Source organism: Haloarcula sp. MBLA0138, from assembly GCF_055632455.1.
Map to the genome: position 1 here is coordinate 1139709 of NZ_CM145746.1, position 15344 is coordinate 1155052.

21 protein-coding genes and 2 pseudogenes are annotated in these 15344 nt (G+C 66.9%); 13 read left to right on the plus strand and 10 right to left on the minus strand.

Annotated elements, in window-relative coordinates; genetic code table 11:
* Position 1 precedes the first annotated feature (1 nt).
* Genes ACV7JO_RS06010 through ACV7JO_RS06050 form a run of 9 tightly spaced genes read left to right on the plus strand, consistent with a single transcriptional unit; the run spans position 2 to position 3971 of the window.
* Positions 2 to 427 carry a hypothetical protein gene (locus tag ACV7JO_RS06010; RefSeq protein ID WP_470355435.1) on the plus strand — a complete coding sequence of 142 codons (426 nt, stop codon included), beginning with the start codon at positions 2 to 4 and terminating at the stop codon, positions 425 to 427.
* Positions 427 to 771 (plus strand): hypothetical protein, encoded by a 345-nt coding sequence (locus tag ACV7JO_RS06015; protein WP_470355436.1) that lies wholly within the window; start codon positions 427 to 429, stop codon positions 769 to 771. The genes ACV7JO_RS06010 and ACV7JO_RS06015 overlap by 1 nt, the downstream gene beginning before the upstream one ends.
* Entirely contained in the window at positions 768 to 1739 is a 972-nt protein-coding gene (locus ACV7JO_RS06020; RefSeq protein WP_470355437.1) for a hypothetical protein, read from the plus strand. Before ACV7JO_RS06015 ends, ACV7JO_RS06020 begins: the two co-directional genes overlap by 4 nt.
* A 2-nt stretch (positions 1740 to 1741) precedes the next feature.
* Positions 1742 to 2332, plus strand: a complete 591-nt coding sequence (locus ACV7JO_RS06025) for a hypothetical protein (RefSeq protein ID WP_470355438.1) — start codon at positions 1742 to 1744, stop codon at positions 2330 to 2332.
* Complete coding sequence (locus ACV7JO_RS06030) at positions 2325 to 2933, plus strand: hypothetical protein (RefSeq protein WP_470355439.1); 609 nt, start codon at positions 2325 to 2327, stop codon at positions 2931 to 2933. The genes ACV7JO_RS06025 and ACV7JO_RS06030 overlap by 8 nt, the downstream gene beginning before the upstream one ends.
* Entirely contained in the window at positions 2920 to 3450 is a 531-nt protein-coding gene (locus ACV7JO_RS06035) for a hypothetical protein (RefSeq protein WP_470355440.1), read from the plus strand. The genes ACV7JO_RS06030 and ACV7JO_RS06035 overlap by 14 nt, the downstream gene beginning before the upstream one ends.
* On the plus strand, positions 3447 to 3659 hold the full coding sequence (locus tag ACV7JO_RS06040; RefSeq protein WP_470355441.1) for a hypothetical protein: 213 nt from the start codon (positions 3447 to 3449) through the stop codon (positions 3657 to 3659). The genes ACV7JO_RS06035 and ACV7JO_RS06040 overlap by 4 nt, the downstream gene beginning before the upstream one ends.
* Entirely contained in the window at positions 3649 to 3798 is a 150-nt protein-coding gene (locus tag ACV7JO_RS06045; RefSeq protein WP_470355442.1) for a hypothetical protein, read from the plus strand. Before ACV7JO_RS06040 ends, ACV7JO_RS06045 begins: the two co-directional genes overlap by 11 nt.
* Positions 3795 to 3971 (plus strand): hypothetical protein, encoded by a 177-nt coding sequence (locus ACV7JO_RS06050; protein WP_470355443.1) that lies wholly within the window; start codon positions 3795 to 3797, stop codon positions 3969 to 3971. The genes ACV7JO_RS06045 and ACV7JO_RS06050 overlap by 4 nt, the downstream gene beginning before the upstream one ends.
* Here the strand turns inward: ACV7JO_RS06050 and ACV7JO_RS06055 are convergent, their stop codons facing one another.
* The 4 genes from ACV7JO_RS06055 to ACV7JO_RS06070 are packed head-to-tail and all read right to left on the minus strand — an operon-like array spanning position 3972 to position 5699.
* On the minus strand, positions 3972 to 4871 hold the full coding sequence (locus ACV7JO_RS06055) for a DNA adenine methylase (RefSeq protein WP_470355444.1): 900 nt from the start codon (positions 4869 to 4871) through the stop codon (positions 3972 to 3974).
* The gene (locus ACV7JO_RS06060) at positions 4868 to 5032 is read right to left on the minus strand and encodes a hypothetical protein (protein ID WP_470355445.1); all 165 of its coding nucleotides are present in this window, start codon (positions 5030 to 5032) and stop codon (positions 4868 to 4870) included. The genes ACV7JO_RS06055 and ACV7JO_RS06060 overlap by 4 nt, the downstream gene beginning before the upstream one ends.
* Positions 5029 to 5262 carry a hypothetical protein gene (locus ACV7JO_RS06065; RefSeq protein WP_470355446.1) on the minus strand — a complete coding sequence of 78 codons (234 nt, stop codon included), beginning with the start codon at positions 5260 to 5262 and terminating at the stop codon, positions 5029 to 5031. Before ACV7JO_RS06065 ends, ACV7JO_RS06060 begins: the two co-directional genes overlap by 4 nt.
* Complete coding sequence (locus ACV7JO_RS06070; RefSeq protein WP_470355447.1) at positions 5259 to 5699, minus strand: hypothetical protein; 441 nt, start codon at positions 5697 to 5699, stop codon at positions 5259 to 5261. Before ACV7JO_RS06070 ends, ACV7JO_RS06065 begins: the two co-directional genes overlap by 4 nt.
* 234 nt (positions 5700 to 5933) lie before the next feature.
* Here ACV7JO_RS06070 and ACV7JO_RS06075 point away from each other — a divergent pair, with 234 nt between their 5' ends.
* A complete protein-coding gene (locus ACV7JO_RS06075) occupies positions 5934 to 6119 on the plus strand; it encodes a hypothetical protein (protein ID WP_470355448.1) in 186 nt (61 codons plus the stop codon).
* A 142-nt stretch (positions 6120 to 6261) separates the two neighbouring features.
* Here ACV7JO_RS06075 and ACV7JO_RS06080 read toward each other — a convergent pair whose 3' ends face one another.
* From ACV7JO_RS06080 to ACV7JO_RS06090, 3 genes and pseudogenes are all read right to left on the minus strand, one after another.
* Positions 6262 to 6558, minus strand: coding sequence for a PIN domain-containing protein (locus tag ACV7JO_RS06080; protein WP_470355449.1), 297 nt, complete (start codon positions 6556 to 6558; stop codon positions 6262 to 6264).
* Between the two features lie 138 nt (positions 6559 to 6696).
* Positions 6697 to 6744, minus strand: a pseudogene (locus tag ACV7JO_RS06085) (hypothetical protein); the annotation flags it as partial.
* Between the two features lie 255 nt (positions 6745 to 6999).
* Positions 7000 to 7071: pseudogene (locus ACV7JO_RS06090) on the minus strand (hypothetical protein); the annotation flags it as partial.
* Positions 7072 to 7175: 104 nt separating this feature from the next.
* Between ACV7JO_RS06090 and ACV7JO_RS06095 the strand changes: the two are divergent.
* Positions 7176 to 7346 carry a hypothetical protein gene (locus ACV7JO_RS06095; protein WP_470355450.1) on the plus strand — a complete coding sequence of 57 codons (171 nt, stop codon included), beginning with the start codon at positions 7176 to 7178 and terminating at the stop codon, positions 7344 to 7346.
* A gap of 267 nt (positions 7347 to 7613) precedes the next feature.
* Complete coding sequence (locus ACV7JO_RS06100; RefSeq protein ID WP_470355451.1) at positions 7614 to 8444, plus strand: hypothetical protein; 831 nt, start codon at positions 7614 to 7616, stop codon at positions 8442 to 8444.
* 10 nt (positions 8445 to 8454) lie between these two features.
* Here the strand turns inward: ACV7JO_RS06100 and ACV7JO_RS06105 are convergent, their stop codons facing one another.
* The 3 genes from ACV7JO_RS06105 to ACV7JO_RS06115 form a co-directional block, all read right to left on the minus strand.
* Positions 8455 to 10779 (minus strand): heavy metal translocating P-type ATPase, encoded by a 2325-nt coding sequence (locus ACV7JO_RS06105; RefSeq protein WP_470355452.1) that lies wholly within the window; start codon positions 10777 to 10779, stop codon positions 8455 to 8457.
* 148 nt (positions 10780 to 10927) lie between these two features.
* The gene (locus ACV7JO_RS06110; RefSeq protein WP_470355453.1) at positions 10928 to 12832 is read right to left on the minus strand and encodes a HAMP domain-containing protein; all 1905 of its coding nucleotides are present in this window, start codon (positions 12830 to 12832) and stop codon (positions 10928 to 10930) included.
* A gap of 1 nt (position 12833) precedes the next feature.
* Positions 12834 to 14189 (minus strand): ABC transporter substrate-binding protein, encoded by a 1356-nt coding sequence (locus ACV7JO_RS06115; protein ID WP_470355454.1) that lies wholly within the window; start codon positions 14187 to 14189, stop codon positions 12834 to 12836.
* A 131-nt stretch (positions 14190 to 14320) separates the two neighbouring features.
* On the opposite strand from ACV7JO_RS06115, the gene kdgK1 reads away from it, so the two are divergent.
* Complete coding sequence (kdgK1, locus tag ACV7JO_RS06120) at positions 14321 to 15280, plus strand: bifunctional 2-dehydro-3-deoxygluconokinase/2-dehydro-3-deoxygalactonokinase (RefSeq protein WP_470355455.1); 960 nt, start codon at positions 14321 to 14323, stop codon at positions 15278 to 15280.
* The last annotated feature ends 64 nt before the right edge of the window (positions 15281 to 15344 follow it).

The window sequence follows — 15344 nt, forward strand, 5'->3', positions numbered from 1 at the left end:
TATGCCTCCAACCCAATCCGAATCAGCCGATAGCGTCTCGCTCGCGGCCGAGGTGGACCCTGACGACAGCGAAACCCTCAGCTACGAGGTGCCAGCCGACGCGACCGTCGAGGAGGTCACCGTCCGCATCTACCGCGGTGCGGAACTCGACCTACACGTCGTCCCGTGGCACAACCCTGCTGGCGGCCGCGACGAACACGAGCCGCTCGTCACTCTCCGCGGGAAAGACTTCGTCGACGGTGACGGAGACCACTTCAGTTTCCCAGTCACACAGAGCGTCAAGGAAGGAGATAGCGTCGGCGTCGACGTGGTCAACACGTCGAGCGGAGACGGCGGATACACGCTCGACACGCGCGTAAACATGCACATCGACCGTGCTGGCGGCCTCTCGCGGGCCGTCTCGTCGGTCCTTGGGGGGCTGTTCTGATGGCGTCCGAACAGTTCTCTCAGGCCGTCCGCGGCAGCGAAGCCGAGCCCGTCAGCGTCGGACAAACCGGGTCGTTGGAGACCAACGACTACGACCACGGCGACGGCTTCGACGTGAGCGGCGGCGAACTCCCGGCGACAGTCAACCCGGCTGAGACCATCCAAGAACTCGCGTTCACCGTGACCCCTGACGACGGAGAGGCGGTGATAACGACCGTCGGCGGCGACACGTTCTCCATCCCGCTCGCGGGCGGCACCGGGTCGTGGAACCGCTGGAACATCGACGCGGTCGAACTCAAAAGCGCATCCGGCGGCCGAATCGCCGGGGGGTGGGCCGGCGAATGAGCGAGTGGTCCGGGAGCATCCCCGAACTGCTGTTTACCTACGTGCAGGAGTCCGAGCCCTCCGACGTCGAGGAAGGCATGACGTGGTACGACCTCGATTCCGACACCGTGTGGGTATTCACCGATAACACCGGCTCCAAAACCGAGTTCACCGTCGTCGACCACGCTGGACTCGCAGGTGTCGGGCCGGCCGACCATCACAACCCCGCGACTGTCAGTGACCCACTGACCGAGGATGGGTCGCAGGGGCTCGGCCTCAACCTCGGCGACGGCCTCCACGTGGCCGCGGGCTCGCTCGTCGCAGCGCTCGGGAACGGTCTCGGCATCGACGCCAACGGACGGGTCTACGTGCCCGGCGGGGCTGTCGGGAGCGACGAGATAGCCGACGGGGCCGTCGGCCTCACGCAGATAGGGTTCGATACCGCCACACAGGCGGAGCTTGACGGTCACGCCAGTCGGACCGACAACCCCCACAACGTCACCGACGACCAGACCGGGGCCGCGTCCGCGCTCGACTCGCACGCCGGTCGGACCGACAACCCCCACGGAGTGACCGACCAGCAGACCGGGGCCGCGTCCGCGCTCAGCAGTCACGCGAGCGATGCGGACGCGCATCACTCCCGGCCCGTCGAGACGCAGGGGGCGGGCGGGCGGGAGCCTGCCGGCCGCATCTCCTATGGCTACGAATTCCCCACGATAACTGTCGACACGCAGGGCAGCCTATCAGCGTCGACGGTCTATCACGGACTCCCCACGTGGCTCGACGAGGTACAGCTTGATGGAGGGGGCAACAGCCGGAGCTACACGATACACTACGCTGACGGGAGCACCACCACGGGGTCGACACAGTACACGAGTTGGGTATCTGTCGACCACAAGCCCGTTACTGCCATCGAGCCGGGCGGCTCGGGCCTGTCGCTCATCGGCATCAACCCGCTCGTCCCGCAGTCCCACACCCACAACATCTAACCATGCAACGATTAGTCATTGAAGGCAACGGGGCCTACAATAACGAGGAGTACAGCATCCAAGCCGGCGGTACAGCGGAGTCGCTGGAGTCCGGCCAGCAAGACAGTGCCTACGGCAACGGGTCCATCAACGGAGCTATCGGGACCGGGCGAGACACCTATCGCATCTCCGGCGGCATCGTCGAGATGGACGTGCCCGAGCGGGCGCGCGTCCTACTCGACGGAGAAGAGGTCGACGGCCCGACCACCGCAGGGACGTGGGTCGACCCCCACTCGTGGCCGGGCATGTCCGAGTTCGGGGAGCGGCTGTCTCCGTCGGCGCCGACGGAGTCGTCGAGCGAACCCGAGCCGGACACGTCGACCTCGTCCGGCTCGTCGAGCCCGACGCCCCCCTCCGGCAGTCAGTCGACCGGCTCGTCGAGTCCGTCGACTGGCTCCGCCGGGTCCTCGTCGAGCCCGTCGCCGTCGACGACGACCACGTCGGGCTCGTCGGACGGGGGCCTGCTGGGCATCGGGACCGTCCTGACCGTCGCGCTCGGCGCGCTCGGCTTCGTCGCGGTGTCCGTGCTGGGAGGTGACAACAACGATGCCTAACGCGATGGAACGCTGGGTCAGCAATCAGGACGACATGGTCATCGAGGACGACGGCAGCATCACCAACACCGAGACCGGGACCAACACGGCCGACGACGACAGCGGAGACGCGGTCATCTACGACGACACCGACACCGACCTCGCAGGCGCGTCGGTCGACCCGATGCCGTCCGGCCCGATGGTCGGCGGCGTCGACGAGGCCTCGGCAGAGGAGTACTCGGTCACCGACACCGCCGTCGACGACGACGCCGACCGTGCCGCGGTCGTCGACGCGCTCGACCAAGACGGGGATGCTGCGTCCGACCTCGCGAACATGGTCACCAACACCGCGGAGGTCGCGGCCAACGCGACCGGGACCAGCGCCGTCGACGCGCTCGACGGTATCATCGGCTCGGACGCCGCGCAGCGCGTCGCCGACTCCGTCACCTCTCCGACCGGCTCGTCGAGTCCGTCGACGGGCTCCTCGACCACGACGGGGTCGGGGATGATGGGCGGCGGCATCGGCAGCGGGGTCTGGATTGCCGTCGCGGCCGTCGTCGCGCTCGTCGTCGGGGGCGGCGCGGCGGCACTATCCGACGGAGGCGGCGATGGGGCTGGTTGACTCCGTCGCCGGATTCTACGACGATGCCTACGGGTCCGTTGACGAGGCCGTCGGTCGGCAGTTCGACGACACGCAGGGCGGCGGCGTTAGCGATGAGGCTGAGGCGGTCCTTGACCCGACGCGGTCGGGCTCGCAGCAGACCGAGCAGGACCTACGAAGCCCGCTCCTCGCGGCGGGTATTCCCGGCGGTCAGGCTCTGCTGCGGCTCTCCGATGTCGTCGACGAGGCCGGCGGCGTCGCGCCGCCGACCGAGGACGACTCGACCGCCGGGCAGACCCCCGCGGACGAGACGCCGACCGGCGACGGTGAGTGGTTCTCCGGCGACAACCCCATCGAACTCGGCATCGATACCGCGCAGGACGCGGCGGCGACCGCGGCCCCGACCGTCGACGACCTCGTGCCCGACTGGCTCCCGTGGGCCGGCGGCGCGGTCGTGCTGGTCGTCCTCATCGGTGCGCTGCTGTGGCTCGCCCGCCCCTTGCTGACTATCGGCGCGAACGTATCGGAGGGACCATGAGCGAGGTCACCGACGCGCTGATACAGCTCCTCGGTCGGCGGACCGGGCTCGTCCTCGTCGTGCTGCTCGCGGCCGACGCGCTCCAGACCCGGTATCTCGCGGAGCGCATCGGGGCCGTCGACGACGAAGTCGATGAGGCTGTCGACCGCATCGAGCGCGTGGAGGACGTGCATATCGCGGCCGACGGAGGGTCCGACGATGATGGATAGCGTGCCCGCGTGGGCCGCTCAGGACGTGACGCTCCCGCTGTGGGCCGTCCTCGTCCTCGGAGCCTACTCCTCGCGGCGCATCGTCGAGATGCTGGGCCGAGCCCGCGGCTCGCTGCCCTCGCTCGGTGGTGGGTCATGAGGTGGCACGACGGCGTGCCCGAGGACTGGGACGACGCGCCCGACGACCCGCCCGGCCCCGATGTCGACGGGACGCGGCTCGCGCGTGGCTGGTGCGTTCGTGTGGCCGGCTCAGAAACGGAGTGGGTCCGCGGCGACGACGAGGTCGTGGTCGACCTCGACGACGTGCGGTAGTCAGTTGTCGATTTGCTCAGTGGCCGGTCCTACGTTGCAGAGCGTTCGCTGCTGGGCCGACTGGAATAAAGTGGTCGTGTCGGGGTCGAAGGTCAGCAGCAGCCGCTCGGGACAGTCCTTGTCCTCGCCGTTCGCTCGTGAGAGCGTAGAGGTCACCGTCTCCTCGCGGAGCGTCCACGAGTCGGGATGCTCCGGGAGTTCGCCGTAGGAGATGACGGCCTCGCCCTCGATCTCGGCCAGCCGCTCGACGAGAGTCGCGTGGTCGAGATCGTGGTGCGGATAGTAGCCCTCGCTGCGGACCGCCGGATACGGCGGGTCAACGTAGAACGCCGTCGTCTCAGAGTCGTACCGGTCGATGACCTCGCGCCAGTCGAGACACTCGACGATGACCGGCTGGAACCGCTCGGCGAAGGCTTCGAGGCGTTCGCGGGACCGGTGGTAATTGCGGGCCTGCGAGTCGCACGGGTAGCCTCGCGCCGACGTCGAGGTCGAAAACGAGTTGCGTTTGGTGAGGTCGCCGTTGAACCCTGCCTGAACGAGATACCAGAGTCGTCCGGCCCGAACGACGGGGTCGTCGGCCCGTTCTCCCGCGTGGTAGGCGTCGGCGAACTCGTTGTAAAGCGTCCGCGAGTACGGCGTGTGACGGAGCCAGTCGAGCAGCTCGTCGCGGCGATCGCGGAGCACCTCGAAGAACTCCACGAGGTCGTCGTCGATGTCGTTGTAGACCTCGTTGATGGACTCCGGCTTGTGGACCAGGACCGCTGCGGACCCGCCGAACACCTCGACGTAGGTGTTGTGCTCGGGCAGGTGGTCGATGATCCACGGGGCGAGACGTGCCTTCGCACCAGGGTAGTTCATCACCGCCTTCCCCTGCTCGATCTGCTCAGTGCCGTCCGTCATGCGAAATCACCCAGCGCGCTCTGGCCGGTGCCGTCAGAGTGCGCACTGTCGAGCTTCTCCAGAGTTGCCTCCTTGTGGCAGGCCTGACACATCCCGCCGTAGAGGGTCCCGACGTACACCTCAGTCTCGCAGCGGTCGCAAATGAGCGGCCAGTCCGTCATGCCGTCTCACCTCGCTCAGACAGCGTCCGGGACCACACGTCCTCGTCGTACCAGAGGCACTCGGGGCAGTCCATCCACGTCGAGATGGGATGTCCGCAGCTCGGGCAGTCGTAGTAGTGCCGCGTGACCTCGCCCTCGATGGAGTCCTCGTGCGTCTCCGCACCGTCGTAGTCGAGCGTGTCGACGCAGACGGCAGGACGCTCAGTACCGCCTGAGGACTGACCACTCATCGCGGGTCACCCCCGTCTGTCCGGGCTTTCTCGACGGCGTAGTCGGCGCGGGCATCGGCGACGGCTCCGGAGTCGAGGATGCGGACAGGCTGGCCGTGCGTGTCTGTCAGCGGCGTCCCAGCCTCCTCGGCCTGAGAGCCGTAGGCGGCACGCCGAACGGCGCAGAGGTGGGCACACGGCCCGTCGTGGAAGGCCCAGCCGGGACACTCGTCACCGCGTCCGCCGTCCTCGTCGGCGACGTGGCACGCCCCGAGATAGGCTCCGTGGTCGCGGTGGAGTTGGACGAGATGCACGTCGCCGCCGTCGCCGAGCAGGACGAGCCAGCGGTCCCACGCGACCCGCTCGATGAGGGCGGGCTGGTTACAGGCGCGGTCCCACGACGTGCCATCTTTGTCCCGCTCACGCTCGAAATCGAGTGGGGTGGTCTCGTCACGCATTTGCATCACCCCAGAATTCCGAGGTGTATGGCGTGGCCCAATTATATCCGTGTGGCCGCCCTAATGCCTCGACACAGGGTGTCGATAGGTCTAAGGAGAAGTAAGTGTCAAAGCTCTTATTTGTGAATGTAGTGCTGTATTTCGCCGGTGTGTGGTTTCAGAAATTAGGATATACAGACACAAAGCAGTGTGAGGTTCGTTGTCGTGGTTTCATAGTTACGCTTCTAAAAAAGTGTGATAGACGCCTTCGAGAAGGTATTTCCGGACCTTGTCGAAGACCGGTTACTCTTTCTCCAGCGCGCCGAACTGGTCGCACCGATGCACGGCGGAATGTACGAACTCACGAGCGAGGACGACGGTATCTCGACGGCGACCTCGACGCCAGCCACCAGCCGACGCCGACCGTGGAGCGGGTTTTGAGCGGATAGATGCTCAGCTGTGGGGATTGATGGCCGCGTTCAACCGTTCGATACCCTCGGTGCTGTCGAAATCGTCGTCGAAACTGTAGATGTAGTCGATGTCCTCACTTCGCAGAAAGCCACCTGCATCGTGTCACCGAAGTTCAGCTGGCCATCCGCTCGGAACAGTGACCGAGCGGTGCCGTAGTTTTTCTGCGGATTGTCGGGTATCTCGAACTGTGCCCTTGAACGAACCTGTCCAGCAGGTCGATAGCCATCGCGTGGCCGGCTCGTTCGTGGATGTAGTTCAGCGACTCTTGAAGCGCGTCGCTGACGATGACACCCCGCGGGAGGGTTCCGGTGTCGACGGCCCGAAGTATCTCTAACCCGACATCGTGGTTTTCATCCTCGTCGTCTGCGGCGGCGATGACGACGGTGGCGTCGAGGAGGGCACGTGTCACCGCTCCGCCCGGTCGTGTTGTGGGCGGTCTTCCCGTCGCCACCCAGCGACGCCGGTTCGAAGTCGGAGAAGACGCCGGTTTTCTGCTTCTCGCGATTTCGACGGTCAGGTCACCGTCTTCGGTGATGGTCCACCGAATCTTATCGCCCGAGTCAATGTCGAGTTCGTCGCGTATCTCCGCGGGGATGGTCGTTCCGCTTTCGGTCGTTGACTTGGGTCTCGTCTGAGATAGTCATATCTGGAAACACGTCTTCGAGCCCAATATGACTCATGTGGTAGTGAATGTGCGACGAGTGTGACGGCCAGTCCACCTTCTCACGCTCCCTGCGCCGCGCTTCGGGCGTGCGTCCCGCAGTAGTGGTCGAGGAACGTGTCGAGGTCGTCCCAGTCGCCCCAGTCGCAGACGACCATCGCGTCTTCGCCGAGCAGGTCGTACGTGGCCGAGTCTTCTCCACTGCCGGAGTGTCCGCGTCGTGACGCCGGCGATAGAGGCGTCAGTCCCGGCGTCACGCACGTCCCCGGCCGGCGTGGGTGTGGACGGTGTCGGCTCTCGCGGCGCGCAGGAGCCGAGACAGCGGTTCCACAACGGCTTAGAGGCCGCTGGACGCAGGCTCGGTCATGCACCAGACGACCGCATCCGCTCTCCAGTCCGGAACTGTCCTGTTACAGGGTTCGCAGGGGTCGGTCCGGCTCTTCATGATTCTCATCGTCATCGTCTTCATGCTCGGGACGCTGGTCGGCGGGGTTCTCCTGCTTCGATACCTCCTCGACTACACGTTCGAGTCCTGACTTCTGCCTGTTCGTCGCCCGAGCGCGTAGGAACTGTAATCAAAATTACAGTATCCGGTGTCCCTGACACAACTCTTAAACTGTATAACGCTATATCAATCTGGTCGGGGCCGTGGTCGAGACCGGTCGATTCAATGCATACGTCTCACGCCCTTGCTGCTCAGTGAGTCAGAGGCCATCGTGCGTCGAAATATGACGTAGAGAGGTGGCTCGGGCAGTAGATACACGTACACTAGGCTTAATACCGAGAGTACGGAGGCACGAGATGTGTCTGTAGACAAACTGCTCGTGGAGACTGTCCTGTTTTGGGCCCCCATACTGGGCGTCTACGGAGTGCTACCCGGGGTAGTCGGTGGGGTCATCGCGACTGTGCTGGGGGTGTCCGCGACGATTCGCGGAGTCGAGGACATAACCGACTGGTGGCGATTATCGACCATCAGCTCGGTGTCGCTTCGTGAGGCTATCACGACCGATGGGTTAGTTCGGGTACAGGGGACCGTTCGACCGCCTCGGTCGGGAGACACCCTCGTATCACCGGTTCGGGGAGAAGAATGTGTCGCGTACGAGTACAACATCTACCACCAAGTGCAGGGAACCGGGGACCCCTCTATCGATGCTGGCATCGAGTACGGACCGTTCGTCGTCGCCGATGGGACTGCCGAAATATACGTCGACCCCACGGAGGAGAGCCTCTCGCTGGACCACGAGACGGAGACCGTCACGGGTTCGGAACTGCTGGAACGAGTGGACGAGGCGAGACTCGATGTGGAGCCCTCGGCGCAGTCGGACTCCGGCCTGTTCGGGAGTTACATCGAACTGGTAGAGGGAACACTCGGTGTTGGCGAGACGGTAAGCGTCGTCGGGAACGCGAGCGCAGCGCCGGAGAGGGATGCCACAGGTGCAGCTGCAGTCATGACGCCGGAGGAGGGACACTTGTTAGTGGCAAACGATGAGCCCGAAAGCGCCGCGTTGCGAACGGGCGCTCGGGGACTCTTCCTGCTGGTTCTCGGTATGGGGTTCGGTATTTTCGGGCTGGTCGCTCTCCTTACCAATGTCGGTAGTTTGGTGGAAATAACACCGTTTGTCGGTCGTGTCTGACTGGTGGCCGTCACGACTCCAGCGCGTCGGGCCGGATGCGCGAGAGGCGCATCGCGTTGGCGGTGACGGCCGTGGTCATGCCCGCGTCGCCGGCGAGGACGGCGAGCCAGATGGGGACGAGACCGAAGGGAACCGCCAGCGCGAGGCCGGCCTTGACCGCGAGGCTGGTGCCCACGTTCTGCCGGATGACGCCGTTGGCGTCGTGAGCCAGTTCGTAGAGGTACGGTAGCTTCGAGAGGTCGTCGGCCAGCAGGGCGATGTCGGCGGTCTCGATGGCGGTATCGGTGCCGGCCGCGCCCATGGCGACGCCGACGGTCGCCGTCGCCAGCGCCGGGGCGTCGTTGACGCCGTCGCCGACCATCGCCACGCCGTCGTGGGTCTCGCCGAGTTCCCGAACGGCGTCGACCTTCTCCTCGGGGAGCAGTTCGGCGCGGAACTCGTCGACGCCGACGCGGTCGGCGATGGCCCGCGCGGTCCGCTCGTTGTCGCCGGTGAGCATCACCACCCGCTCGACGCCGAGGTCGCGGAGGCGAGCGACCGCCGGCGCGGCGGCCGGGCGGACATCGTCGGCGACGGCGACGACACCCTCCAGTTCGTCCTCGGTGCCGACGAGGACGACCGTCTTCCCCTCGGACTGGAGTTTCGGGACGACAGTGTCGAGCAGGTCGAGACAGCGGTTCCGCTCGCATAGTTGCTCGGTCTTCGCGGTCACGACGCCGCCGTCGGTGGCCGCGTGGACGTGCGAGAGGTCGAAGCCGAGGTCCTCGAACAGCCCCGGCTTCCCCGCGTAGTGGGTCGTCCCGTCGAGGGTCGCCGTCACCCCCTTGCCGGTGATACTCTCGAACTCGCCGACCTCGCGGTCGCCGACCGCCTCGCGCTCGGCCTCGGCGACGATAGCGTCCCCGATGGGGTGTTCGCTGCGCGTCTCCAGCCCGCGGGCACACCGGAGCACGTCGGCCTCCGTGTTGTCGTTCAGCGGGACTACGTCGGTGACGGTCAGTTCGCCTTCGGTCAGCGTCCCGGTCTTGTCGAGCGCCACAGCGTCGACGGCCCCCATCGCTTCGAGGTGGTTCCCGCCCTTGACGAGGACGCCGTTTTTCGCCGCGCTCGTGATGCCCGAGACGACCGAGACTGGCGTCGAGATGACGAACGCACAGGGGCAGGCCAACACGAGCAGCGTCAGCCCGTAGACGACCGCCGTCGGCCACGCCACGCCGAAGACGAACGGGCTGGCCAGCGTCGTGAGCGCGGCGAAGGCGACGACGACCGGCGTGTAGTACGCCGAGAAGCGCTCGACGAACTGCTCGCGTTCGGTCTTGTTGCTCTGGGCGTCCTCGACGAGTTCGACGATGCGCGAGAGGGTGTCCTCACCGGCCGCGGCGTCGACGCGGATTTCGAGGTAGCCCGCCTCGTTGACGCTCCCGGCGTAGACCTCGTCGCCCTCGGTCTTGTCGACGGGGACGCTCTCGCCGGTGATGGGCGACTGGTCGACCGCGCTCTCGCCGCCGACGACCGTCCCGTCCATCGGAATCTTCTCGCCCGGCCGGACGGCAAGCACGTCGCCGACGGCCACCTCCTCGACCGGCACGGTCTCCTCGTGGTCGCCGTGTTTGACCGTGGCTTCGTCGGGCGAGAGGTCCATCAGTTCCCGCAGCGACGTGCGCGCCCGGTCCATCGAGTACTGTTCGAGCAGTTCGGCGGCGCTGAACAGGACGGCCAGCGTCGCCGCCTCGAAGTACAGCCCCTCGCCGAAGCCCACGCTGGCGACGAGCGCGCCGACGATGGCGATAGACATCAGCAGGTCGATGTCCAAGTTCCGGTTCGCCGCCGAGTAGTAGCCGTTCCGGAGGATGGCCTGCCCGCTGACGGCGACGGCGAGGAGGAAGGCCACGTCCGCGAGCGCGACCTCGCTGCCGAGCACGCTCGCCACGGTGGCGTTCATCCCGGGTAGGAGGAACTCCGTGACCAGTCCGACGGCGAGCGCAACCGCGCCGGCCCACGTCTTCTTCGCCCGCGGCGTCGTCCAGACGCCGGTCGTGTCCGACGCCGGACTGTCGGCGTCGCTCCCGTCGTCGCCCCCGCCGCCGCGTCCCGCGACCTCGTACCCCGCCGCGCCGACGGCCTCGACCACGTCGGCCTCGGCCGTCACCCCGTCGTCGAAGCCCACGACCAGCGTCCCGGTCGTCGGGTGGGCGTCGATCTCACGAATCCCGTCGAGCGACGCCACGCTGGATTCGACTTTCCCGGCACAGGACGCACAGTCCATGTCCGGGACCGAGAGTCGGACGGACGCCGTCGCGTCCGTGTGCCCGGGCTCCACGTCTCGTTCGACCATACGCGACCCTAGCCGGGCAGCGATTATTAATCCCGCTGCTAACAACCCCGCCATCACTGCGTTACTTTGCTAACGAAAAGACTCTGAGTTATTAATTCGGTGTGGCGCGTCGGCGGCGCGTCGAGACGGGGGTGCGCCGACCGGACCGTCAGTCGTCGTCCTCGCCGAGGCCCTGCGACGGGCCGCCGGAGAAGACGAACTCGTGTTCGGCCTCGGTCTGGAAGCGGTCGAGGATGTCACCCAGCGGCTGGGCGTAGCGCTTCAACCGCTCGGCGCGCGAGGACACCTCGTTGAGTTCGGCCGCCTGCTCCTCGGCGGCCCCGGCAACCGTCTCGGACTCGGCCATCATCTCCTCGCTCGTGTCGGCCGCCTCCTGCAGCGTCGTGGCGACGGCGCGGAACTGGCTCACCGACTCGGTGACGTCGAGGTCCGGGTTCTCGGCCTGCAGCGTCTCCAGCGAGTCGACGAGTTCGTCGAGGCTCTCGGAGACCTCTCGGAGGCGCTCCTTCTGGTCGTAGGCGTCGTCGGATATCTTCTGGACCGACTCGGCGACCTGCTCGGAGGCGTCCCGGACGGACTCTGCGCTGGTCAGCACCACGTCGCCGGAGTCGCCGACCTCGTCGGCGAAGCTGTTCAGTTGGCCGATGGTCTTCTCCAGTTCGTCGACCATCCCGTTGAACTCGCTGGCGATGCGGTCCATGGACTCGTTCTCGCCGTCGGTCTCCATCCGGCGAGTGAGGTTGCCGGCCGCCGTCGCCTCCATCACGTCGGAGAACTCCTCGGCCTTGTCCTGAAGGTAGTTGTTCATCTCCATGGCCTCTGCCCGCGACACCTCGGCCTCCTTGCGGGCGCTGTCGGCCTCGTGTATCTGCTCTTTCAGGCCGTCGCGCATCTGCGCGAACCCATCGTACAGCTGTCCGATGTTGTCGATGCGGTTGGTGCTGACGTCGATGTCGAGGTTCCCCTGTCGAATCTGGTCGGTCTTGCGCGTGAGGCGGTCGATGGAGGTCGCGGTGTTGTACCCCAGCACCGCGCCGACGCCACCGATGAGCAGCACCATCAGCGCCGTCGCCACGAGCCCGTAGGTCTGGACCTGCTGGACGAAGCCGAAGACGCTCTGGGAGGGTGCGTGGACCAGCACCACCCAGTCGGTGCCCGAGACGGTGGAGTAGCCGACGACGTACTCCTCGCCGATGACGCTCTCGGCCCCCGGGAGTCCGGCCGCGAAGCCGGCGGTCGCCGTGGTGTTCTGGAGGTCACGTGCGGCCTGCACGGGTTCGAGCGCGGCCTCGCTCGTGCTGTACGCCGAGAGCGTGGCGTCGCCGACGCTCTGTGACCCGGACTGGGGCTCGTCGATGACGACGCTGTTGGACGGGCCGACGACCTGCGTGAAGCCGCCTTCGGCCCGCTCGATGCCCTGAAGCTGGTTCCCGATGGCCCACATCTCGTACTCGACGAGGACGTACCGGTTCTGCGTCGCGTCGGCCGGCGAGAGGAAGCCGACGACCGGCCCGGACGACCCCTCGTAAGCATCGGAGACGGCGACCTCGCCCGCCCGGTTGAACTCCCGGTCGGCGGTCCAGCCCAGCCCGACCTGCTCGACGGCGGTGCCCGACGAGTAGGCGGTGCTGGCGACGACGGTGGTCTCGCCCGGCCCGCGCTCTATCAGGTGGACCGCGGCGGCGTCAGCGTCGATGCTCGACGCGCTGTTTTGCAGTTGGTTACTGAGCGCCGCCGTATCGTTGCCCGCCCACGCCGCGTTCGTCGAGACGAACCGCGTCGAGAGCCGGTTGCTCGCCACCCACTGCTCGACGAGGTTCCCCTCCTGTTCGGCCAGCCCGCGGTACTCCTGAACCACTTGGTCCTCGGTGTACTGCTGAATCTGGTCGGTGGCGACCAGCCCGGCCGCGCCCACCGACAGCGCCATCACCGCAAGCACGAGGCCGAACTTCAGCGCGAAGTTGCGGCGTATCACGTCCGGGACCACAGTCCCGAGTAGCCCGCCCGTCGTTCCCGAATCCGATTCCCCGTTCGTATCGTCTGCAGCACTCATGTTAGTTCTCTCCTAGTGAACAGTTCGCAGCCGGTCCTTCGTTGCAGCCGTACATCGCCTCCCGCGTTATCTCGACGAGGTCGTAGTAGCGACCGAACGCCTGCTCGTCCTCCGGGCGGCCCCGGACGATGGGGACCGGCCGCATCGACTGGTGGTCGCAGGCCCGCATCTGCTCGGCCCCGATTCCAGCGGCGTACTCGAACCCTTCGATGGCCTCGATGACGGCGTTCGGGTTGAACGTCTCGGCGATTCCCACCCCGTTGGCGTACTGGAGCGTCTGCGTGTAGGCCACGTGGGCCGGTCCCGAGGGGACGGCCGACGACGCCGCCCCCGCGCCCCCGCCGAACTCGTCGGCGTACGCCGAGCGGAACGTGTCGGACAGCGGAGTGTCGATGGACGGGTCCCACGCGATAGTCCCGAGTACGTCCTCGATAGCGCCGCCGGCGGCGTTGGCGACGGCCCGCGTGTACAGCGGGACGACGATGTTCTCCTCGGGGAACGCCGCGCGGAACTCGCGGACCGCGTTCGCGGCGTCGAGGCCCCGGAGGTTCAAGACGAGTACGTCCTCGTCGGCGGTGGCGAGGTTCTCGTTGTACTGGCTGTAGTCCCGCGTGCCCACCTGCGCGCTGAGGCTCCCGACGGGCTGCCACCCGGCGTTCGAGAGCGTGTTCTGCATGACCTCCCGCTGGGCCGTCCCCCACTCGTCTTGGGCGTAGACCTGAAAGAAGCGGGCGTCCTCGCCGTACTCGGACGTGAGGACGGGCGTCAAGGCGTTGGCCGTCATGTAGGCGTTGAACATCTCGCGGAACGAGAAGCGGTTACAGGCCTCGCCGGTGAGCGAGTCGAGATGTGACATGGTCGACATGTAGAGTACCTCGCTCTCGGCGGCGAGGCGCTGGTGGGCTAGCCCCACGTCGCTCGTCGACCCGCCCGAGAACATGATTATCCCGTCGGCGTTTATCATCGACCGGACGTTGTCGCGGGCCGTCTCCGGGTCGCTCTCGGTGTCGCCGACGGTGTACTCGACGGTCTTGCCGAGCAGTCCGTCGCCGCTCAGCGCGCCGAAGTAGTCGTTGCCGACCCACCCGCCGCCTTCGTTGATGTGCTTGACCGCGAGCTTGTGCCCGCGGAGTTCCTCCTTTCCTTCCGTCGAGAACGGCCCGGACTGCGCCACGTTGAAGCCGAACGTGACGGTGTCGCCCGAGACGGGGAACGTCCCGATTCGCTCCCCGGTCGGTGTCCCGGAGCCACTCCCACCACCGCAGCCGGCGAGCCCGGCGACGCCGGCCGCGCCTGCCGCCCGGACGAACCTGCGACGGGTGACGGACGGCCGCTGTTTCCCTGACCTGCCATCCATACGGTTGTGTGTCCATTTGGCCTACAAAAGCTTTTGGAGAAATCAAATTAAGATACTTATGCGAACGCGGCGGACGAAAGCGCCGGACCGCTTCTGCGGGATTTATAGCGGGTCGCCGACGACGAACGCACGTGACCGACCTCATCACGTTCGGGGAGACGATGCTCAGGCTCTCGCCGACCGGCGGGGAGCGACTGGAGACGGCCGACCAGTACGACGTGCGGGTCGCCGGTGCGGAGTCGAACGTCGCCGTGGCGGCCCAGCGCCTCGGCCTCGACGCCGCGTGGACGTCGAAACTGCCCGACTCGCCCGTCGGCCGGCGGGTCGCGGGGGAACTGCGGACCCACGGTGTCACCGTCGACGCCGTCTGGGACGACTCGCCGGCCGCCCGGCAGGGGACCTACTACCTCGAACTCGGCGAGGAACCGCGGGGCAACGAGGTCATCTACGACCGCGCCGACGCGAGCGTGACGACCGCCCGGCCGGCGGCGCTGCCCACCGACCGAATCGAGTCGGCGGCGGGCTTTCACACGACCGGCATCACGCCCGCGCTGTCGGACACCCTCGAATCGACCACCGCCGAGTTGCTCTCGCTCGCGCAGGACAGCGACACGCTGACGAGCTTCGACCTGAACTACCGCTCGAAGCTCTGGGAGCCGGCGGCGGCCGAGGCGACCCTGACCGACCTGTTTCCCGACGTGGACGTACTGGTCGTCGCCGAGCGCGACGCCGAACTGGTGTTGGGCCGGGACGGCGGCGCGGAGGCGGTCGCGCGGGGCCTCGCGGACGACTACGGCTTCGAGGTCACCGTCGTCACCCGCGGTTCGGCGGGGGCGCTGGCGCTCGCCGACGGCGAGGTGTTCGAACAGCCCACCTACGAGGCCTCGAACGCGCACCCGGTCGGCACCGGTGACTCCTTCGTCGGCGGCTTCCTCTCGCAGTACCTCTCGGACGGCTCCGTCGCCGACGCGCTGGCGTGGGGCGCGGCGACGGCGGCGCTGAAGCGCTCGGTGCCCGGTGACATCGCCGTCGTCTCGCCCGACGAGGTCCGGGACGTCATCGCCGGCGACACCGAGAGTATCTCCCGGTAGCGGGCCGTCGAGAGGCCCCGTCACACCGCCGTCCGACAAGCTTCTTATCCCCGCCGCGGGTACG